We start from the raw sequence: 20103 nt of genomic DNA, 5'->3' as shown, positions 1-20103 counted from the left end.
AGGGATTTAAAAATAGAATCTTATCAAAGATCACAGCAATGACCATTATTCAATATATCAATAGGTTTGAATTCAACAGAAATATAAACAACCTAAAAATTAATATTAACTAAATGCACAACGGGTTAAGTAACATATAATATGGTGTTTTGAAAAAAAAGTTAACCTATTTCTTTTTCAAAAATTACTTCCCTTAGATAATAATCAGAATGTTAGGGCACAACTTTAAAAACAATTACTTGATTAAGCTGTGGAATAAATGAATTAAAATTATTATCAGATATAACCACAACTGTTCTGCTTCCATCTTCTAATTTGGGACCAAAAGTAAACCCTTCTAAGTTGTCCACTGTGTTATTTGTTAATTGGTTTCGAATGGTTTCAAAATTAAAAAGCAATGTTTTCGTGGCTTTAGTATACATATCTCCTTTTAAAGTTTCTGTAGCTAATGTGTTTGTTGCATTAGTTGCATCTACCTGATAAATTTTTACTGTATTTCCTCCATCAATATACCCTGATGAAAACGAACGTTCGAGCGCTAAAAACTTGTTTTCGTCATATTCAATGATTTCGACCAACCCATTAACTTCAAATGTGGTTCCAAGTGCAGCAGCTCTTGTTACAGGGTCCAACTCATATGCAAATTGTCGTTCGGCTATACCAGATGTCTTATTTATGAATGTAATACGTACAGGAGAGTCTGTATCTGTTGTAGTAGGTTCTGGTCCATCTTCAATGAGAGGTAACTCAAAAGAAACCCAATACCCTGTAGAATCAAAACTTAATGAAAGTCCTTCTAGCACACCATTATGTCTTGGTCCAGAAGAATCATCTAAAGTATTAGCCTTAAAATTATTAGGTAGCGTGAAACTTTTAATTTGATTGCCTTCTGGACTTATTTCTAATACAGCAGGGTCTACACCATTTGTAATCGAACCTTCACTACTATATACAATAGTATTAGTTTTTGAATCAAAACGTATGGATTCTGGATCAACAATACCTTGTGTTAAAGGAACTCCAGCATTGTCTTTTATTTCTATCATAGTACTAATACTAACAGAGGTAAAGGCATCTTTGTTATACGCTATGTCTGCTTCATAATAACGTATAGGTGGAGTAGACGTATCACATATGATATACCATTTTCCGTTTTGATAATCAATACCAGAAAATCCACCAATAGGTATACCATCTATTTCCTGGTTTGGAATAACAAATTCATCGATAAACTCCAAAGCACTTATCGTATTTTGTTCACTTACCGGAGGAGTAGGCGTAGGATCATTATCTGTATTTATTTCAGACTCATTGTTATTATTAGATGAACAACTATAACAGAGTATGCCAATAAAGAAGATTTTCCTAAACATTTGTATTATAATGACTCTCATTTGCTGCTAAAGATATTGATTTTAGGATTAACTGATGTTTAAGAATTTATGCAGTTTAATTTTTCTTTTTCTTTAAAGGAAAATTTATTGTTTTCATAAAGATTATTTAAAGGTTTTTCTGTAACAAAAAATAATTTTTTGAATTGCGAAAGGGTTTTTAACTTATTAATTATGAGGTTTTTACCCCTTGTTGTTTGCTGTATTTTCAGTTACTTTAGAGTAGATATAAAAGATGGAGAACATGATCTCTATTCTTATTATTTATTAACCATTTAAGTATAAATCATTATGAAAAAATTAGCATGTAGTATTGCCTTGTGTTTCTTGGTAAACTTGGGCTTTTCACAATTCCAACACAGTTTTGGAACAGAAAAAACAGAAATAGGGATGTCTCTAGATCAGCTTCAAGAAGTTGAAAAGGGGTATTTAGTTGGAGGTTACACTTCTAAGAACTTCCTAGGGAGCCTAGAAGCCACTTTAGTTAAGACCGATCTTGATGGTAATCAAATCTGGTCTCGTATTTATGGAGGTAAAGATTATGAATACTTTAATTCTGTAAGACAATCAACTTTTTTTAGTCCAAATAATCCGGTTTCATACGTTGCCGCAGGGGTAACACGAAGTTTTGGATTTGGAGCAGGAGATGCATTCCTTATGGGGGTGGATACTAATGGTAGCCCAATCTTTTCTGCTGTTTATGGAGGTAAAGAGTTTGATATTGCCCGCTGTGTACAGAACGTCAGAGCTGTTACTGGGCAACCGGGGTATATAATGGTTGGAGAAACAAGGAGCTATACTCAAGCTTTTCCTGGGGCAAATGTATATGTTGCCCTCACAGATAGTTTTGGAAACCTACTTAGAGCAACTGTGATTGGAGGTAGAGGAGATCAACGGGGTATGTGGATTGAGCAAACAAAAGATGGAGGATATATCATTGCTGGTTCTACAACAGATTATCGTTGCGGGGTTATAACATCTATTTCTAATGCTCCTACGGATATTTTTGTTATTAAACTAAGACCTAACCTTACTATAGAATGGAGTAGGATTATTGGTTATCCTGATGAATTAGACCCAACAAGAGCATATAGAAATGCAGCTAATTGTGTAAAAGAAGATAAAAATGGAAATTATGTGTTAACAGGCTATACAACTAGCTTTGGATTGAATAATTCTCAAGATGCATTTTTGCTATTTCTGGATAATGGAGGTAACTTTTTAGGAATGAAAACCTATGGTACAGAAAGAACAGAATCAGGATATGGTCTGGAAATAACAACAAGCACAAGTGGAAATCAATTATATACTGTAGTAGGTCAACAAGTTACTTCGTCTCGTAAAGCAATGATGTTTCAGACAGATGGAGGAGGTAATTTGCTATGGGCGCGTCAATATGGAGATACAAAACAAGAAACAGGGATGGAGATGGTAACTGATGATTTTGATAAAGGTTTTGCATTTACTGGATATACTACATCTCTCGGAGCAGGAGGAACTGAAATTTATTTGGTTGAAACAACAGATACAGGAAAAACAGGAACCTCTTGCGAGCGAGAAATAGATCTTAAAGAAGTTAAACATGAGCCTTGTATTACACGAAGTGCACAGCAAATTTTTGTTGATGATTACAAAAAAATAGATCCCGAAGCCATTAGAACAGAATATAAAGAAGATCGTTGCAAAAATCCTTTTGGGTCCAAGAACGAAGAGGAAAAAACATTGGGTACAAAATCAAATATTCCAATTTTGTTTCCTAATCCTGTAAATAATATTTTAACAATGAGCGTGGATAAAGGGTTGGTTATAAACCAGGCAAGTATATTTGACCTTCAAGGTAAAGAGATTATTCAAAATATAAACGTAAATGAGAAGGGAAAAATAATAGTCTCTACAGAAGTATTAAAACCAGGAATGTATATCATTAAATTACGAACAGAAACAGGAGAGATTCATCTAAAAAGATTTTTGAAAAAATAAATTTTGACTGTATTGATAATAATGGATGTTGGGCTACTTTGATGACTTCAATATTGAAGTAGCTCAATTTTCTTTTTGATTAAGAATTTAAAAAGGCGACACTATGAGTAGCTATAATTGCAGCAGTCTCTGTTCTTAACCTTGTTTCACCTAGCGTAACCGGAGTGTATCCAGATGTTAATGCCATTTCAATTTCCTTAGGAGAAAAATCTCCTTCGGGACCGATAAGGATAGTGGTATTTGATTGAAGTTGAAGAATATCTTTTAAGGATTGTTTTTTGGTTTCTTCGCAATGCGCAATTAGTAATTGACCATTTTTTTTCTCATGTACAAAATTGGAAAATGGAATTACAGGGTTTAGTTTAGGTAAATATAGTTGTAAAGATTGCTTCATAGCACTTAACAAAATACGTTCGAAACGCTCTGTTTTAATAATTTTCCTTTCGCTATGATCACAGATAATAGGAGTAATTTCATCAACACCAATTTCTGTAGCTTTTTCAAGAAACCATTCGTATCGGTCATTCATCTTAGTAGGAGCTACAACCATGTGTAACTTGTATTTTCTATTCTCCTGTTTTTCAAAAGAATTAATGTTAGCAATGCATTGAGAAGGGTTAGAAAATGTTATTTGAGCATGAAACAAATACCCAAAACCATTAGTAATATGCAGATAATCTCCTTCTTTTTTTCTAAGTACTTTGGCAATATGCTTGCTTTCTTCTCGAGAGAATTTTATCTCAGTACTAGATTCAGTTAACGTATTATTATAAAATAATTGCATTAGAATTTTATTCGGGCTTTAGCGACTACATCCATATCAGCAAAATCTTTATTCAGGTATTTTAAATGACCAACAATAGCGATCATTGCAGCATTATCCGTAGTATATTCAAATTTTGGCACAAATGTTTTCCATCCGTATTTATGTTCTCCATCTTTTAAAGCTTTTCTAATGCCAGAATTAGCAGATACACCACCTCCAATTGCGATCCTTTTGATACCAGTTTGCTTCGAAGCTTTTTTCAACTTATCAACAAGAATATTGATAATTGTGTATTGAAGAGAAGCGCAGATATCATTAAGATTTTCGGAAATAAAATTTGGATTTTCTTTAACCATTTTCTGAACAAAATAAAGGACAGAAGTTTTAAGGCCACTAAAGCTAAAATTAAGATCTCCAACTTTGGGTTTAGGAAAAGGAAAGGCTTTAGGATTTCCTAGTTGCGCATACTTATCAATTAATGGGCCACCGGGATAAGGGAGCCCAAATATTTTTGCACTTTTGTCAAAAGCTTCTCCAACGGCATCATCTATGGTCTCACCGATAATTTCCATGTCAAAATAATCATTAACTTTAACAATCTGTGTATGACCTCCACTTATGGTCATCGCCAAAAACGGAAATTCTGGTTTGTCAAAGTCATCTTCTTCAATAAAATGAGCAAGGATATGAGCTTGCATATGGTTAACATCAATTAACGGTATGTCTAAAGCTAAAGCCATAGATTTGGCAAAAGAGGTTCCTACAAGCAATGATCCCATTAATCCGGGGCCACGTGTAAAGGCAATTGCGTTTAGGTTTTTTTTGTCAATGTTAGCTTGCTTAATCGCTTGGTCAATTACAGGAACAATGTTTTGCTGATGTGCTCTCGAAGCCAATTCGGGTACTACACCACCATATTGTTCATGTATTTTTTGTGAAGCAACAACATTAGATAAAACTTTTCCGTTGCATAATATAGCTGCAGAGGTATCATCGCAAGAGGATTCAATACCGAGAATGTATATTTTTTGTGGTTCCATTATGAGGAAAAGGGCATAGAAATTGTTAATATTGTCAACAAAGTTAAAACAATAAAACGTATCAGGAAATTTAGGAAAATATTATTGAGGACATTTCTTGTCCTTTTATCGCTATTTGCATTTTTAGTGGTCCTATTTTCTATTCCTGCTGTTCAAACTTTTGTGGGTAAAAAGGTAACGAATAATTTGAATGAAAAATACGGTGTAGATATTGTTATTAATCGAATTGGATTAACTTATGCAGGTGCTGTAAACCTTCAGGAAATTTTAATAAAAGATCATCACCAGGATACACTTTTGTATGCTAATAGTATTAAAACTTCTATTCTTAATATTGGGGAAATTACAAAAGGTAAACCAAAATTAGGGAAAGTTGAAATTGAAGATTTGATCTTTAATATGAAAATTTATAAAGGAGAAAGTAGTGATAACCTTATGATATTTGTGAGAAAGTTTAATACCAAAAAGAAAACTTCTTCCAAAGAAAGGTTTGTCTTAACGACAGAAAATATATACTTAACTCAAGGAAAATATAAATTTACCAATGAAAATTTAAAAAAACCTAATGTTATTAATTACTATGATATTGTTCTCGATGCAGAGAGTTTGATTGTTGATGGACCTGATGTGTATGTAAATATAGACGCACTGTCATTTAACGATGAGAGAGGTTTGCATATTTCTAAGTTACAGACATGTTTCTCTATTAAGCCAGAAGAAATGCATTTTCAAGAACTTGTTATAGAGACGAATGATTCTAAGATAGAAGGAGAGATTTTATTTTCTTATGATGTTGGTGGTTTAGATGATTTTGAAAATAAAGTAAATATCAATGCAAATTTTGATAAAGCAAAAGTTTCTACAAATGACCTTATTCCTTTCTATAAAGAGTTTGGAAGAAATCAGATGTTTAGATTAAAAAATACATCTGTAAGAGGAGTGCTAAATGATTTTAGAGTGATTCATGCTGATATTTCTGGATTAGATAGATCCATAGTTAAAGGAGATATGAGAATTCAGAATGCCGTTGGTGATGCATCAAAGTTTGAGTTAAATGGAGACTTTGAAGATTTAACAAGCAATTATTATGATCTGGTTAATTTATTACCTCGTGTTCTAGGAAATTCATTACCAAGACAATTGTATCAATTTGGTAGTGTAAAAGCAACAGGTAATGCGATAGTGACTAAAAAAGTTTTGGATGTAGATATGGATCTATATTCGCAATTAGGAAAGATTAATGCTTTTGTTTTACTCGAAAAACTGGATGACTTAAAAAATGCTACATATAACGGAAATGTAATTTCAAATAATTTTAATGTTGGGCAATTATTAGGTGTTAAATCTGTAGGAACATCTGCTTTTGATATTCATGTAGATGGAAGTGGTTTTACTTTAGAGAGCTTAAACACTAAAATTGAAGGAGATATTAGTATGCTGGAAATTAATGGATACACTTATACAGGTTTGAAAGCTATAGGAAATCTTAGAGAACATGTATTTGATGGTAACCTCAATGCAAATGATCCTAATATCAGATTTAGTTTTAATGGAGTAGCTGATTTATCAGAAGAGATACATAACTATGATTTTAAAGCTTATGTAGATCATGTGGATCTTAATAAATTAAATTTATTTACCCGAGATAGCACTTCCATTTTTAATGGAGATGTATATATGAATATGAAAGGAACAGGTATTAACGATGCTTTTGGAACTATTTCTTTCGAAAAAACTTTATATACAAATGAGGATGCTAGTTACTATTTTGAAGATTTTGATATTACATCGAGTTTTGATGATAAAAATGTTCGTACCATTAAAATTAATAGTCCGGATATAGTCGAAGGAACTGTAAAAGGAGTTTTTAGATTTGAAAATGTTTATGATCTGTTTAGAAATTCTATTGGAAGTTTATATACCAATTTTGAGGCTACAGAAATTACTGATGATGAATTCATGGAATTCAATTTTAAGGTGTATAATAAGATAGTTGATGTCTTTTTTCCAGAGATTCAGTTTGCTCCCAATACAATTATCAAAGGAAAAGTAGAGAGTAATGAATCTGATTTTAAACTTACGTTTAAATCCCCATCGATAAGAGCCTTTGATAACTATATGGAGGATGTCGATATTCAGGTAGATAATAAAAACCCTTTATTCAATACATACATTGCTATAGATAGTATTGACTCCAAATATTATGATGTTTCTGAGTTTAGTTTGATTAATGTAACGCTGAAAGATACTTTATTTATGCACTCAGAATTTAAAGGAGGGAAGAATAATAAAGATAATTTTAATTTAGAGTTTTATCATACTATTAATGAGGATAATAACTCGGTATTAGGGTTTAGGAAATCTGATTTCACTTATAAAGGGTTTACTTGGTATGCAAATAAGAAAAAAAGCAAAAGCAACAATAAAATTATTTTTGATAACGATTTTAAAAATATAGATATACGATCTATTGTATTGAATTATGAAGATGAAGAAATTAAGATTAATGGAATTACAAAAGGCAAAGATTATAAAGATTTAAAAGCAACTTTCGAGAATGTAGACCTCAATAAAATAACACCTAGAATTGATAGCTTAAGTTTTTCTGGTAGAGTAGACGGGAATTTATCTGTTCTACAAGAAAATGGTAATTATTTTCCCAGCACAACCATTACTGTTAAAGATTTAGGGATAAATGAAACACCATTGGGTGAGCTTAGACTTAATGTAGCAGGAAACGATGACCTTACAGAATATAATATCAATACAAGATTAATAAATAATGAAAATCTAAAAACATTATCCGCTTTAGGAGGAATCAATGTTTCAAAAACCAATCCATTTATAGATGTCGATCTTGAATTGGATCAATTTGATATTTCAGAATTTAGTGCTTTAGGAGGTGTAGCCTTATCAAATATAAGAGGGTTTGTATCAGGTAATACCAAAGTTTCTGGAAATTATAAAAACCCTTCTATTGATGGTATGCTATATTTGGAAGAGGCGGGACTTACCATACCATATCTAAATGTAGATCTTGATTTAGATAATGGCTCAAGAGTTATGTTAGAAAAACAACGGTTTAACTTCGATGCCGTTAATATTACAGATACAAAATATAAAACAAAAGGAATTCTTGGAGGATATATAGAACATCGCCGCTTTTCAAAATGGATGCTTGGTTTAGAGTTATTGGCAAATGAAAGATTACTTGTCCTGGATACAGAAGAAGATGAAGAATCTTTGTATTATGGAACGGGCTTCATTAGTGGTGAAGCTACTATTAAAGGAGCTACTACTGAATTAGTTATTGATGTTAATGCTACTACAGAAGAAGGGACCGTTTTTAAAATACCGTTAAACGATTCAGAATCAATAGGTGATAATACCTATATTCATTTTTTAAGCCCAGAAGAGAAAAGAGCCAGATTAGAAGGAAAAGAAATTGTATTAGATGATGTTAAAGGATTAGAACTTAATTTTGAATTGGATGTTAATGATAAAGCAGAGGTAGAGATAGTTGTCGATAAAGAAACAGGGAGTTCATTAAAAGGAAGAGGAGCAGGAACATTACTTATCGAAATTAATACTAATGGAAAGTTTAATATGTGGGGTGATTTTGTTGCGTATCAAGGGACATATAATTTTAGATATGGAGCATTTGTAGAAAAATTATTTACAGTTCGTGATGGAGGTACTATTAACTGGGATGGTAGTCCTACAAGAGCAGTTTTAGACCTTAGCGCTGTATATAAAACAGAAGCAAATCCAGCTATATTACTAGAAAACTCTTCTATAAATCGTAAAACACCAGTAGAGGTTGTGGTTGACCTTCAGGGAGAATTGACTCAACCTAATGTTAATTTTAACATAGAATTTCCTAACCTAAGTTCTGTGATAAAAAGTGAATTAGATTATAAATTAAGTGACCAGTCTAATAAGGAATTACAAGCACTATCATTAGTTTCATCTGGACAATTTTATAATGGTACTATTGATGCCAATGCTATTACAGGAGGTTTGGTGGCAGAACGTGCATCTAGTCTTTTTAATGGGATTTTTTCTGATGAGGATGATAAATTTCAAGTTGGTTTAAATTATGTGCAAGGTGTTCGTACATTAGATCAGGAAAATGCAGATCAATTTGGTTTAACACTTTCTACACAAATAAGTAATAGAATTTTAATTAATGGACGTGTAGGTGTACCGATAGGAGGAGTGAATGAGTCCAATGTTGTTGGAGATGTAGAGATAGAATATTTGTTTAATGAAGATGGGTCTTTACGAGGAAAGATTTTTAATAGAGAAAATGATATTCAATTCATAGGAGCAGGAAATCAAGTGTATGAACAAGGAGTTGGATTGTCTTATTCTGTAGATTTTGATAATTTTAATGAACTTTGGAAAAAGATTTTTAAAAACAAAAAAGCTACAGATTCTATAATTAAACCTAAGGATACAGTTAAAATTGAAACTCCCAATTTTATTAACTTTACAGAAAAGAATAAATAATCAAGAGTAATGATTCTATTGCATAGATATTATTATTTTGCATGTTTAAAACATCAATGACCAACTAAACAACGATATAAATGGCCAAAGAGATTAGAACAATTGGTGTAATGACCTCTGGAGGAGATGCTCCGGGAATGAATGCTGCAATACGTGCTGTAGCTAGGGCATGTGCATATTATAATGTAAAATGTATAGGATTTTATAGAGGGTATCAAGGTATGATCGAGGGGGACTATTGTATAATGAATGCACGAAGTGTGCGTAATATTATTAGTAGAGGAGGTACTATACTTAAATCTGCAAGATCCAAGGAGTTTAGAACTCCAGAAGGTAGACAAAAGGCCGCTAATCATCTTAAGGAAGCAGGAGTGGATGCTATGGTTTTAATTGGTGGCGACGGTACTTTTAAAGGAGGAGAGATTTTTAGCAAAGAATTTGATATTCCTGTTATAGGTGTGCCCGGTACGATTGATAATGATATTGCAGGAACAAATTTTACTATCGGTTATGATACGGCGTTAAATACCGTAATAGGAGCTATAGATAAAATTAGAGATACTGCAAGTTCTCATGATAGGCTTTTTTTTATTGAAGTAATGGGAAGAGATGCAGGATTTATTGCCTTAAATACAGGAGTAGGAGCCGGGGCAGAAGAGATTTTAATTCCAGAGGAAGATTTAGGTCTTGATCGATTATTAGAATCATTGAAACGTAGTAAGCGTTCTGGGAAATCTTCTAGTATTGTTGTGGTTAGTGAAGGAGATAAAATAGGTAAAAATGTATATGAATTAGCAGATTATGTAACCGAAAACTTACAAGACTATGAAGTGAAGGTTACAGTTTTAGGACATATGCAACGAGGAGGATCTCCTACATGTTTTGATAGAACTTTAGCCAGCAGACTTTGTGTAAAAGCTGTGGAGCTGCTTTTGGATGGAGAGAAAAATGTAATGGTTGGAATATTAAATAACCAGATTGTAGCATCGAGTTTTGATAAAGGTCTAAAAGAAGTTCATGAAATTAACAAAGAATTACTTCGTATTTCAGATATTCTTTCTACCTAGGAATCTACTGTAAAACTTATAAAGAGAAGTTACATATTAAAAAACACATATGACTATAGCTATAATTGCTCATGATGGGAAAAAAGCAGAAATGGTTCAATTTCTAAATGAACATCAAGAGATTCTCCATTCTAAGAACATAAAACTGATCTCTACAGGAACTACAGGAGAAAAAGCTAAAAGAGCGGGATTCGATGTAGAAGCATTGTTATCAGGTCCATTAGGAGGAGATGCTCAAATAGCTGCAGGAGTAGCAGAGAAGAAAGTGGATATGGTTATCTTTTTTAGAGATCCTCTTGCAAAACACCCACATGAACCTGATATTTTTATGTTAATGAGACTTTGTGACGTTTATGATGTTCCCCTTGCTACCAATCCAGCTACTGCAGAATTACTTTTAAAAGGCCTTTAGATTTTATAAATTTACTTTTTGCACTCTTTCAACCGTGTCCTTCATAGAAAGAGATAGCCTAATAATACTATTTTCTGCAGCTATAAGATTGTGACTTACGTTGGGATCAAGAGATATAATATCACCCCTTTTAAGTACATAAGTAATATTATTGGCACCAAAACCTATTTCGCCTTCAAAAACCTCTACGGTTATGGGAAATTTAGTTTTATGCTCTTTCATTTCTTGCCCTTTTTTGAAAACAATTCTAATTTCTTTGGTAGCGTCGTTTTCTATTAATTTTGTAAGTATAGGTTTTTTCTCTCCGTAGGTTACGTCTTTAAGTAATGAAGTCAAATGCATATCTATATATTTTATTTATCCAATTCAAAAGTATAAACATTGTTCTTTTTGTTTTATGAGTTGAATCATAAATCAAAATATACTTAGTGTTGTAGTTTGCATGCTGTTAAATATGGTAGTATGTATTTTATATCAGTGGTAGATTCTATTGGGGATAGTCATATTTTAAATTTTAGAAGATCTGAATATCCATCTCTATTAGAGTTATTAGTCAATGAGTTATTTGATGATATTGGTGATTGCAAAGGTAAAGGCTTATGTGGCACTTGTCATATACGAATCAAGTCATCAATGAATTCTGTTCAGTTTTCTAATGAATTAGAGCAAAAAATATTAAAAGATCAATTGGAGTATTACCCAGATAACAGATTGGCTTGTCAAATTCCTTTAGATAAGTATATTCATAAAATACAGATAGAAATAATCGGAAGGGATTAATTGTTTCACACATTTATTCAACATGATTTGAATCATAAAATCAAAGCAGTTACCGATAGTAGTTTTGTTTCTAAAATTTATAAAAACAAAAACTAGAATAATGAAAAAAATATGGATAGGATTTATCACAATTGTAGTGCTCTCTTTTGCAGCATTACTTTGGGTGGGAGTTAAGATATATCAAGAAAAACCTCCAATACCAGAAAAAGTAATGATAGAAGGTACAGATGAGGTTTTGTTTACGAAAAAAAATATACAAAGAGGACAGAATGTTTGGGAATCTATAGGAGGGATGGAAGTTGGTTCTATTTGGGGACATGGTAGTTATGTTGCTCCCGATTGGTCGGCAGATTGGATTCACAAAGAAGCTGTATTTCTTTTAGATAAATGGTCTATTCCTTACGGAAAATATTATGATAATCTTTCTTTGGAAGATAAAGGGCTATTAAAAGGAAGATTGATAAGTCAGATTAAAACAAATACATATGACTCTATAACGAATAATATCACGATCACGTTGGATAGAAAAGAAGCTATTCTTTCAAATTCGGCTCATTATAAAGATATTTTTTCAAATGGGCATGAAGAATATGCGATACCAAAAGAAATGTTGACAGATGAATCTAAGTTGGATGATCTTAATGCATTTTTGTTTTGGGCTTCATGGGCTGCATCTACAAATAGAATAGGAGATAATATTACATATACTTCTAATTGGCCACATGAACCCTTAATTGATAATACGATCACCATGGATGCTCAGATATGGTCCGGGTTTTCAATTGTTTTACTCTTACTATTTATATCGATTATGGTTTGGTATCATATTCGTAGTAGTCATAATGAGGAGAATGATGATCAAATTCCTGATATAAACCCTTTAGCCAAAATAAAGTTGTTTCCATCTCAAAAGGCTACCTTAAAATATTTTCTTGTGATTAGTTTTCTGATTGTGCTACAGGTAGTTCTTGGCATTATAACTGTTCATTATAGCGTAGAAGGTCAAGCATTTTTTGGATTCGAACTATCTCAATACCTTCCATATACAATAAGTAGAACCTGGCATACACAGCTGGCAATTTTTTGGATAGCTGCGGCATGGTTATCAACGGGATTATTTATAGCTCCATTAGTTAGTAATAAAGAGTTAAAGTTCCAGAAATTTGGAATAAACTTTTTATTTATTGCAATTCTTATCGTGGTATTAGGGTCTATGGTAGGAGAGTGGCTTGGAGTTAAACAATATTTAGAATTAACTACCAATTTTTTCTTTGGTCATCAAGGGTATGAATACATGGATTTAGGTAGGTTTTGGCAAATATTGTTAGCTGTAGGTCTGGTACTTTGGGTGTTTTTAGTAGGTAGACACATACTTGTAGGGATACGACGTAGAGACAACACACGTAACTTGCTAATTTTGTTTTTGATATCAGTAATCGCTATTGGTGCATTTTTCTTTTCAGGTTTAATGTATGGAGAAAATTCATCTTTATCTGTGATAAATTATTGGAGATGGTGGTTGGTTCATTTATGGGTAGAAGGTTTTTTTGAAGTTTTCGCTACAGTAGTTATAGCATTTTTGTTTACAAAGATGAAATTGATAAAAGAAAAAACCGCAGGTAGAGTAACTGTTTTATCCGCGATTATATTTCTTTCGGGTGGTATTATTGGAACATTACATCATTTATATTTTTCAGGAACTCCTGTACATGCAATTGCATTGGGAGCAACATTTAGTGCATTAGAAGTTGTACCTCTTACTTTGATTGGTTATGAAATTTGGGAAAATTGGAACTTGTTAAAAGTAAAAGAATGGGTAAAAGAATATAAATGGCCAATATATTTTTTCCTCGCTGTTTCATTCTGGAATATGTTAGGAGCAGGAGTATTTGGTTTTCTGATAAACCCTCCTATTGCATTGTATTATATTCAAGGACTAAATACTACTGCAGTACATGCACATACTGCCTTATTTGGTGTATACGGGATGTTAGGAATGGGATTAATACTTTTTGCTTTGCGAATGATATCTAAGACAAAATGGAATGATAAAGTCTTAAAAATTTCATTTTGGTCATTAAATATAGGCCTACTTGCTATGGTAGTATTTAGTCTTTTGCCACAAGGTATTTTGCAGACATTGGCTTCAATTAAAGAAGGATATTGGTATGCAAGAAGTTCTGAGTTGTTATATTCACCATCATTTCAGGTAATAAAATGGTTACGTATTATAGGCGATATAATTTTTTCTGTAGGAATAGGGTATTTTTGTTGGTTTACTATTAAAGAAACTCTAAAATGTATGCTTCCTAGGGATAACTAATTCAAAAATCATTAATAGATGAAAAAGATATATGACCATAGTTTTGTTTTGACATTTATTTGGGTTGGCTTTTTATTAGCAATCAGCTTTATGGAGGCACCCTTAAAATTTCAAGCTCCCTCTGTTACTACTGCCATTGGGGTAGATATTGGAAAAATAGTTTTTGGAGCACTTAATAAAGTCGAAATTTTTTTCAGTTTGTTTTTTGCGTTACAAATCGTTAGGATTAAGAAGTTAGACTCAAAACTATTTTTGGGATTGCTGGTACTTTTTATAATTATAATAATTCAATCTTTTTATTTATTACCGATTCTTGATGCGTATGCAGAAATAGTGATTAATGGAGGGAAATCACCTTCAAATACAGAACATATCATATATGTTGTTTTAGAAATAAGTAAATTATTTCTCTTATTGTATATTGGTTATAAGCAAATAATATTATTCAAAAAGAAAATAAAAAATCATTCTTAGATCAGGATTAGTTGTTTTAATATCACTTGATCGATAGTAATAAATGAAGCTGGTTAAAGAGAGGAGAGCTAAATTCTCCTCTCTTTTTTGGGTTTATACCGTCATAAAAGATGTTTTTAAACAGGTTTGTTTTGTTTTTTGATAATCAGAGAGTTATTCTGTTTTATGTAAGTCGTATTTGATAAAATACGACTTACTTCCCTTGTATTTACCTTACTCAGACTATTACATTTGAAAGATATAAAAGGATATCAAAAACGTAAATCATTTCCATACTTGCACTAAAAAATGAACATAAGAATATCTCATCCTTTTAATATGTAGGATTTATTATGAATATTATCATTAAACAAATAGAACTTATACAACGTATGGATCAACTTATACGTTTGCAAGCTACGGGGACACCTGATGATCTGGCAACCAAACTTGGGATTTCAAAGACTAAATTGTATCGTCTGATTAATATTATGAAGGAATTAAATGCTCCAATAACATATGATATCTCGGTCCAAAGTTTTATATATGCAGAGGTGGTTGGTTTTAAATTTGGATTTTATACTACAGATCAGAAATCAAATGAACTAAACCCATTTGTAGGATAATAACACTTGTTATTTTATAATTAATTGTTCAATAATACTTTCATAGAAAGCAATATTTAAATTTTATTACTTTTCAGAAACTAAAAAAACCAGAGTATAGCTATACTCTGGTTTTTTTTAGTATGGATATATAAAAATATAACTATTGTACTGCAATTACAGAAATCTCTACATTGACAAATTTAGGCAAAGCGGCAACAGCTACGGTTTCTCTTGCTGGAGCAGTATCTTCATTAAAATAACTTCCGTATACTGCATTTACTTCAGCAAAATTATTCATATCATTTAAGAAAATTGTGGTTTTTATCACATTTTCAAAAGTCATGTTTACTTCATCTAATATAGCTTTTAGATTCTGCATTACCTGCTCTGCTTCTGTTTTGATATCATCTAATACCAATTCTCCTGTTTCGGGATTAATAGCAATCTGGCCAGATGTATATAATGTGTTACCAGTTAAAATAGCTTGATTATAAGGGCCTATTGGAGCTGGTGCTTTTGATGTAGTTATTATTTTTTTCATGAGAAGGGAATTTTAATACTATTTATTTCTATTCTATGTCATGAGATAAATGTAGAACTTAATAAATTTAAATTTCTTAAATCTATAGTTGCCTGTCTGGCTCTCTTCTTTTATCCCATTTAATATCACTTAATACTGATGATTTAATTCCAATAAAGAAGTTCCAAGATGTTCTTTCACTAAAAGGAATCCAATTAAAATTCATTACCCAACTTTCTAAATCCCTCTGAAATCTTAAATTGGTAAAAGTAAACCCTGGATTTTTGAGATCATATCCAGACGATGCACCTACAGACCATCGTGGTGCAAGTTCTATATCTCCTGAGAACATAATAGAATGAGACGAAATTTCATTCTGTCGGGCACTATTACTATAGTTCACATTGTAAGATAAACGTAGGTTCCAGGGGATTTTATAGTTATAGTCCTTTACGTCTTTATTTGTATCTCTGTTACTTTTATCTCTATCAAAAGACCTTGCTTCTCCAAAATCTGTAACCCCTCCAAAGAGGTCATCAGGTCTTCCTCCATTCCTGAAGTTTTGATTCTCAAGAGGGTCTTCGTTTACTTGTCCTTTTTCAAAATCTTTACTGGTAAAGGAGTATCCAAAATTAGCACTAGCTCTGGTTAAACGAAAAAGACTCCCACCATTATCTATATTCCATACATCAATCTTACGATTATTATTATCTAATGCATAAGGGTCGAGTTGAGCATTAAAATTGATATCTAACTTGTTTTGAATAATAGGAATATTACCTGTGATAGATAATGGACTAAGTTTTAAAGAATCTCCAGCAATATTATAGGCAGTACTTAAGTTAAGGTTATTCAATAAAGTAATTTTTTTAGACTCTGTAGCTGTACTATCCTTACTTTTAACCTTCATCTCGAGATTATTACTTAAAGTGAAACCAATACTGCTAGAAAACACATTACTTGGGGGTGAGAAAAATCCTCCTTCAAATCTAGAATATTCAAATGCCGATTCATCAATTTCGGTGTCAGGATCATCTGGTTCAGGGTTCTCAAAACGTACATAAGAACCATCAAATGCAGGATTAATACTATAACTAATCGATGGTCTCATTGTATGTCGAATCGCTTCGATTTTCTTTCCTTTTTTAAAGTTGAAGGTTCCATAGATGGTTGTTCCTATACTTGTAGAAAAATTATAAGTACGAAAAGAATCAAAACCTTTAATGGTGTCTCGCACTACTCCTCCTGCACCATTGTTTGCTTCCTGATCAAAATCTTGCTTTATCGTTTCAAAAACCCAACTTTCTTGAAATTGTGTACCTGCACTGGCACTTAAATATTTGAATAACTTAAAGTTAGTGCTTATAGGAATCGTATGACGCATTCCTGCTCTAGCTCTTTTAAACATAGCTGCAGTAAATAGGTCATCATCTGTAGTTTGAACAGTGTTTTGACCGGTAAAAGTATATTGTGCATTAATGTTATGTATAATACCTTTTTTTACACCAACCTTTGGAGCAAAAGGAAATACTCTAGATATACTACCATTAACATTTGGTAATGATAGATTAACTACACCTGTGTTTGTATTAGAATTATGAGTTGCAGCAACAGTAAAATTAACTTGCGGATCACCTTGAAAAGTTTTTGAATAAGAAACGTTTGAACTCAATTGATTATTCAGGAAATTACCAGTGTTTAATTGATTTGTGGACTGTTGGAAAAAGTCACTACTACCAAAATTCACATTAGCTGTAAATCTCGAACTGGGATTCGCTTTTGCATCTCGACTATGAGACCATTGAATATTATAAGTAGTGGTTTTTGCAAAATCAGGAAATCCTCGTTCGCTGGTAAGGTTATTTTCATACCTAAATCTTAAGTTACCTCTAAACTTATACCGTAATGCATAAGAAGACTCTACAGCAAAAGTATAGCTGCCATTGGTATAATAATCACCAAGTAAGGTAAGATCTGCATAATCACTTAATGCAAAATAATATCCCCCGTTCTGAAGAAAATACCCACGATTATTCTCTTCTCCGGGACTCGGAATAATAAATCCTGAAGTTCTATCTTCAGTTAAAGGAAAATATCCAAAAGGTAATCCCAAAGGAGTAGGAACATCTGCAATAAACATATTGACTAGTCCGGTTACAATTTTCTTCTTTGGTACAAATTTGATTCTACGAGCGTAAAAATAATACTCTGGGTCTTCAATGTTCTCAGAAGTAGTAAATTTTACATTTTTCATATAAATTACAGAGTCATTTTCTCGTTTTGAGATCTCATTTTTGATCTTAAACCCATTTTGTTCTGTCTTTGAATTATATATAAGCGCTTTTTCAGTATCAAAATTAAACCTAATAGAATCTGGTTCTACAACATTTTGCGCTTGTTTAAAAATAGGAGTTTGAGTATATTCTCCTAAAGAATCTTTGATTCCGTATGCATAAACCTCATTTTTGTTATTATCAACAACAATAAATCCAGCGTTAATTTGCATGTCCCCATAAAGAACTTCTGCTTCGTTATAAAGATACATCTTGTTCTCCTTTCGACTCAATTGCATATAATCAGTTGATTTGTAGACAACTTTATCAGTTAAAAGTTGTGGTTCCTGATTAAGAGAATCGTTTTTAACAGTATCCTGAGCTTTCTCACCAAGTAATTCTTCTGGAGTAATTTTAATATTCTCCCCTGTCTTTCTTAAGGTATCTTCCTTTACAGGAATAGGTACCTCTTTAGTCTTGTTTGTTTCTTGTGCAGCAGTTTGACAAATACAAAACAGTGAAAAACTTAGTGAATAAAGTATATGACGTACCTTTGTTTGCAATGGTTTAAATCCTATTTTTGTATAACTATGGCTTAGTTTTTGAAGTGCCAAAATTACATATATTTTTTATGCTTAGATTGTAATTCATAAAAAAATAAAAAATTATGTCAAAAGCATGTCTTCTAAGTTATATAAACATAGAAGATATAAGTTTATTTTATTAGACACAATCTTTAGATTTTTAACTTGTTATATTAAATACTGAAACATAATGGGAATGTTTCAAAATTAGTAGTAAAATTATTTGTAATTGATGAAACGAAGTATAATACACAGTGTTTTTTTATTAATTTTTATAGTATCTGCATTTAATGCTACTATAATTTCTCAAGAAAATGACAAATTTATAGTGGTTCTGGATGCTGGACATGGAGGACATGACCCAGGTAACAGAGGAAACGGATATAAAGAAAAAGAAATTGCTTTAAAGGTTGTTTTGGCTGTTGGAGCAACTTTAGAAAAAGATGATAGGTTCAAAGTTGTATATACACGTAAAACAGATGATTTTATAGAGTTACATGAACGGGGAAGTATAGCAAATAAAGCTGGTGCAGATTTATTTGTGTCTGTGCATTGTAATTCTCACCGCTCTCAAGCGTATGGAACTGAGACTTTTGTGCTTGGTTTGCATGCAAATGATGAGAATTTTAATGTAGCCAAAAATGAAAACTCAGTTATTCTTTTAGAAGATAATTATGAAGCTAATTATGATGGTTTTGATCCCAATTCTCCAGAATCAATTATAGGATTAACACTAATGCAGGAAGAGTATCTGGATCAGAGCCTGACTTTAGCTAGTTTTGTGCAAAATAGGTTCAAAAAAACATTAAGTAGAAAAAGTAGAGGGGTAAAACAAGCTGGTTTTGTAGTACTACATCAAACATATATGCCTAGTGTTCTTATAGAACTTGGTTTTCTTACCAATAATAGTGAAGGAAAATATCTTAATTCTAAAAAAGGGCAAACCGAAATGGCAAAATCTATAATAACTTCTATTGTAGATTATAAAGAAAGCCTTGATGCAATTTATAAAGTATCAGAGCCTGAAACTCCTGAAGTGACTAATACTACCGCAAAAATGGAAGGAGATCGTGTGTTTGAAGATATCACATTCAAAGTACAAATTGCTGCTGGATCAAGTGAAATAGAATTACAACCTTTTAATTTTAATGGCTTAGATCAACTATCAAAAATTAAAGCTGGAGATTTATACAAATATTATTTTGGAAGTACTTCTAATTATACTTTAATACAAGAATTAAAGGATATAGCTGTAGGTAAAGGATTCGATTCTAGTTTTATTGTTGCCTTTCGTAATAGTGAATTGATTCCTTTGACAGAAGCACTAAAAGCTAACACATCTTCGAATTAATCTAAATAAATACTGATAATTCATTAAAGAATTATCAATATTA

General features: G+C 31.9%; 15 protein-coding genes and 1 pseudogene. 10 read left to right on the top strand and 6 right to left on the bottom strand.

Going from position 1 to position 20103, the window contains the following annotated elements; genetic code table 11:
• Positions 1-113, top strand: a pseudogene (locus FOF46_RS32645) (IS982 family transposase); the annotation flags it as partial.
• Positions 114-212: 99 nt separating this feature from the next.
• Here FOF46_RS32645 and FOF46_RS21780 read toward each other — a convergent pair.
• Complete coding sequence (locus FOF46_RS21780; protein ID WP_167571911.1) at positions 213-1373, bottom strand: esterase-like activity of phytase family protein; 1161 nt, start codon at positions 1371-1373, stop codon at positions 213-215.
• Positions 1374-1682: 309 nt separating this feature from the next.
• Here FOF46_RS21780 and FOF46_RS21775 point away from each other — a divergent pair, with 309 nt between their 5' ends.
• On the top strand, positions 1683-3371 hold the full coding sequence (locus FOF46_RS21775) for a T9SS type A sorting domain-containing protein (protein ID WP_143917897.1): 1689 nt from the start codon (positions 1683-1685) through the stop codon (positions 3369-3371).
• A 79-nt stretch (positions 3372-3450) separates the two neighbouring features.
• On the opposite strand, the gene FOF46_RS21770 is transcribed toward FOF46_RS21775, so the two are convergent.
• Positions 3451-4155: a 16S rRNA (uracil(1498)-N(3))-methyltransferase gene (locus tag FOF46_RS21770; protein ID WP_109438336.1), complete on the bottom strand. Its 705-nt coding sequence runs from the start codon at positions 4153-4155 to the stop codon at positions 3451-3453.
• Entirely contained in the window at positions 4155-5177 is a 1023-nt protein-coding gene (gene tsaD, locus FOF46_RS21765; RefSeq protein ID WP_109438392.1) for a tRNA (adenosine(37)-N6)-threonylcarbamoyltransferase complex transferase subunit TsaD, read from the bottom strand. The genes FOF46_RS21770 and tsaD overlap by 1 nt, the downstream gene beginning before the upstream one ends.
• A 126-nt stretch (positions 5178-5303) precedes the next feature.
• On the opposite strand from tsaD, the gene FOF46_RS21760 reads away from it, so the two are divergent.
• The 3 genes from FOF46_RS21760 (at position 5304) to FOF46_RS21750 (ending at position 11168) form a co-directional block, all read left to right on the top strand.
• Positions 5304-9689, top strand: coding sequence for a translocation/assembly module TamB domain-containing protein (locus tag FOF46_RS21760; RefSeq protein ID WP_244299700.1), 4386 nt, complete (start codon positions 5304-5306; stop codon positions 9687-9689).
• Positions 9690-9769: 80 nt separating this feature from the next.
• Complete coding sequence (pfkA, locus tag FOF46_RS21755) at positions 9770-10756, top strand: 6-phosphofructokinase (protein WP_143917896.1); 987 nt, start codon at positions 9770-9772, stop codon at positions 10754-10756.
• Positions 10757-10805: 49 nt separating this feature from the next.
• Complete coding sequence (locus FOF46_RS21750) at positions 10806-11168, top strand: methylglyoxal synthase (RefSeq protein ID WP_109438338.1); 363 nt, start codon at positions 10806-10808, stop codon at positions 11166-11168.
• Positions 11169-11171: 3 nt separating this feature from the next.
• Here FOF46_RS21750 and FOF46_RS21745 read toward each other — a convergent pair whose 3' ends face one another.
• Positions 11172-11510, bottom strand: a complete 339-nt coding sequence (locus tag FOF46_RS21745; protein ID WP_109438339.1) for a cupin domain-containing protein — start codon at positions 11508-11510, stop codon at positions 11172-11174.
• A gap of 120 nt (positions 11511-11630) precedes the next feature.
• On the opposite strand from FOF46_RS21745, the gene FOF46_RS21740 reads away from it, so the two are divergent.
• The 4 genes from FOF46_RS21740 (at position 11631) to FOF46_RS21725 (ending at position 15350) form a co-directional block, all read left to right on the top strand.
• Positions 11631-11948, top strand: a complete 318-nt coding sequence (locus tag FOF46_RS21740) for a 2Fe-2S iron-sulfur cluster-binding protein (protein WP_143917895.1) — start codon at positions 11631-11633, stop codon at positions 11946-11948.
• A gap of 100 nt (positions 11949-12048) precedes the next feature.
• Complete coding sequence (locus FOF46_RS21735) at positions 12049-14271, top strand: nitric-oxide reductase large subunit (RefSeq protein WP_143917894.1); 2223 nt, start codon at positions 12049-12051, stop codon at positions 14269-14271.
• 18 nt (positions 14272-14289) lie between these two features.
• Positions 14290-14745, top strand: a complete 456-nt coding sequence (locus tag FOF46_RS21730; protein ID WP_143917893.1) for a hypothetical protein — start codon at positions 14290-14292, stop codon at positions 14743-14745.
• Positions 14746-15077: 332 nt separating this feature from the next.
• On the top strand, positions 15078-15350 hold the full coding sequence (locus tag FOF46_RS21725; RefSeq protein ID WP_109438343.1) for a DNA-binding protein: 273 nt from the start codon (positions 15078-15080) through the stop codon (positions 15348-15350).
• Between the two features lie 142 nt (positions 15351-15492).
• Here FOF46_RS21725 and FOF46_RS21720 read toward each other — a convergent pair whose 3' ends face one another.
• Together FOF46_RS21720 and FOF46_RS21715 are read right to left on the bottom strand one after the other, a co-directional pair.
• Positions 15493-15873: a RidA family protein gene (locus tag FOF46_RS21720; RefSeq protein WP_109438344.1), complete on the bottom strand. Its 381-nt coding sequence runs from the start codon at positions 15871-15873 to the stop codon at positions 15493-15495.
• 82 nt (positions 15874-15955) lie between these two features.
• Entirely contained in the window at positions 15956-18739 is a 2784-nt protein-coding gene (locus FOF46_RS21715; RefSeq protein ID WP_143917892.1) for a putative LPS assembly protein LptD, read from the bottom strand.
• A gap of 202 nt (positions 18740-18941) precedes the next feature.
• Here FOF46_RS21715 and FOF46_RS21710 point away from each other — a divergent pair, with 202 nt between their 5' ends.
• Positions 18942-20060: an N-acetylmuramoyl-L-alanine amidase family protein gene (locus tag FOF46_RS21710; RefSeq protein WP_143917891.1), complete on the top strand. Its 1119-nt coding sequence runs from the start codon at positions 18942-18944 to the stop codon at positions 20058-20060.
• Positions 20061-20103 lie beyond the last annotated feature (43 nt).

Source organism: Aquimarina algiphila (genome assembly GCF_007489275.1).
Classification (GTDB): domain Bacteria; phylum Bacteroidota; class Bacteroidia; order Flavobacteriales; family Flavobacteriaceae; genus Aquimarina; species Aquimarina algiphila.
Note: the sequence above shows the minus strand (reverse complement) of the source record. Positions and strands in the feature narration are given on the sequence as shown.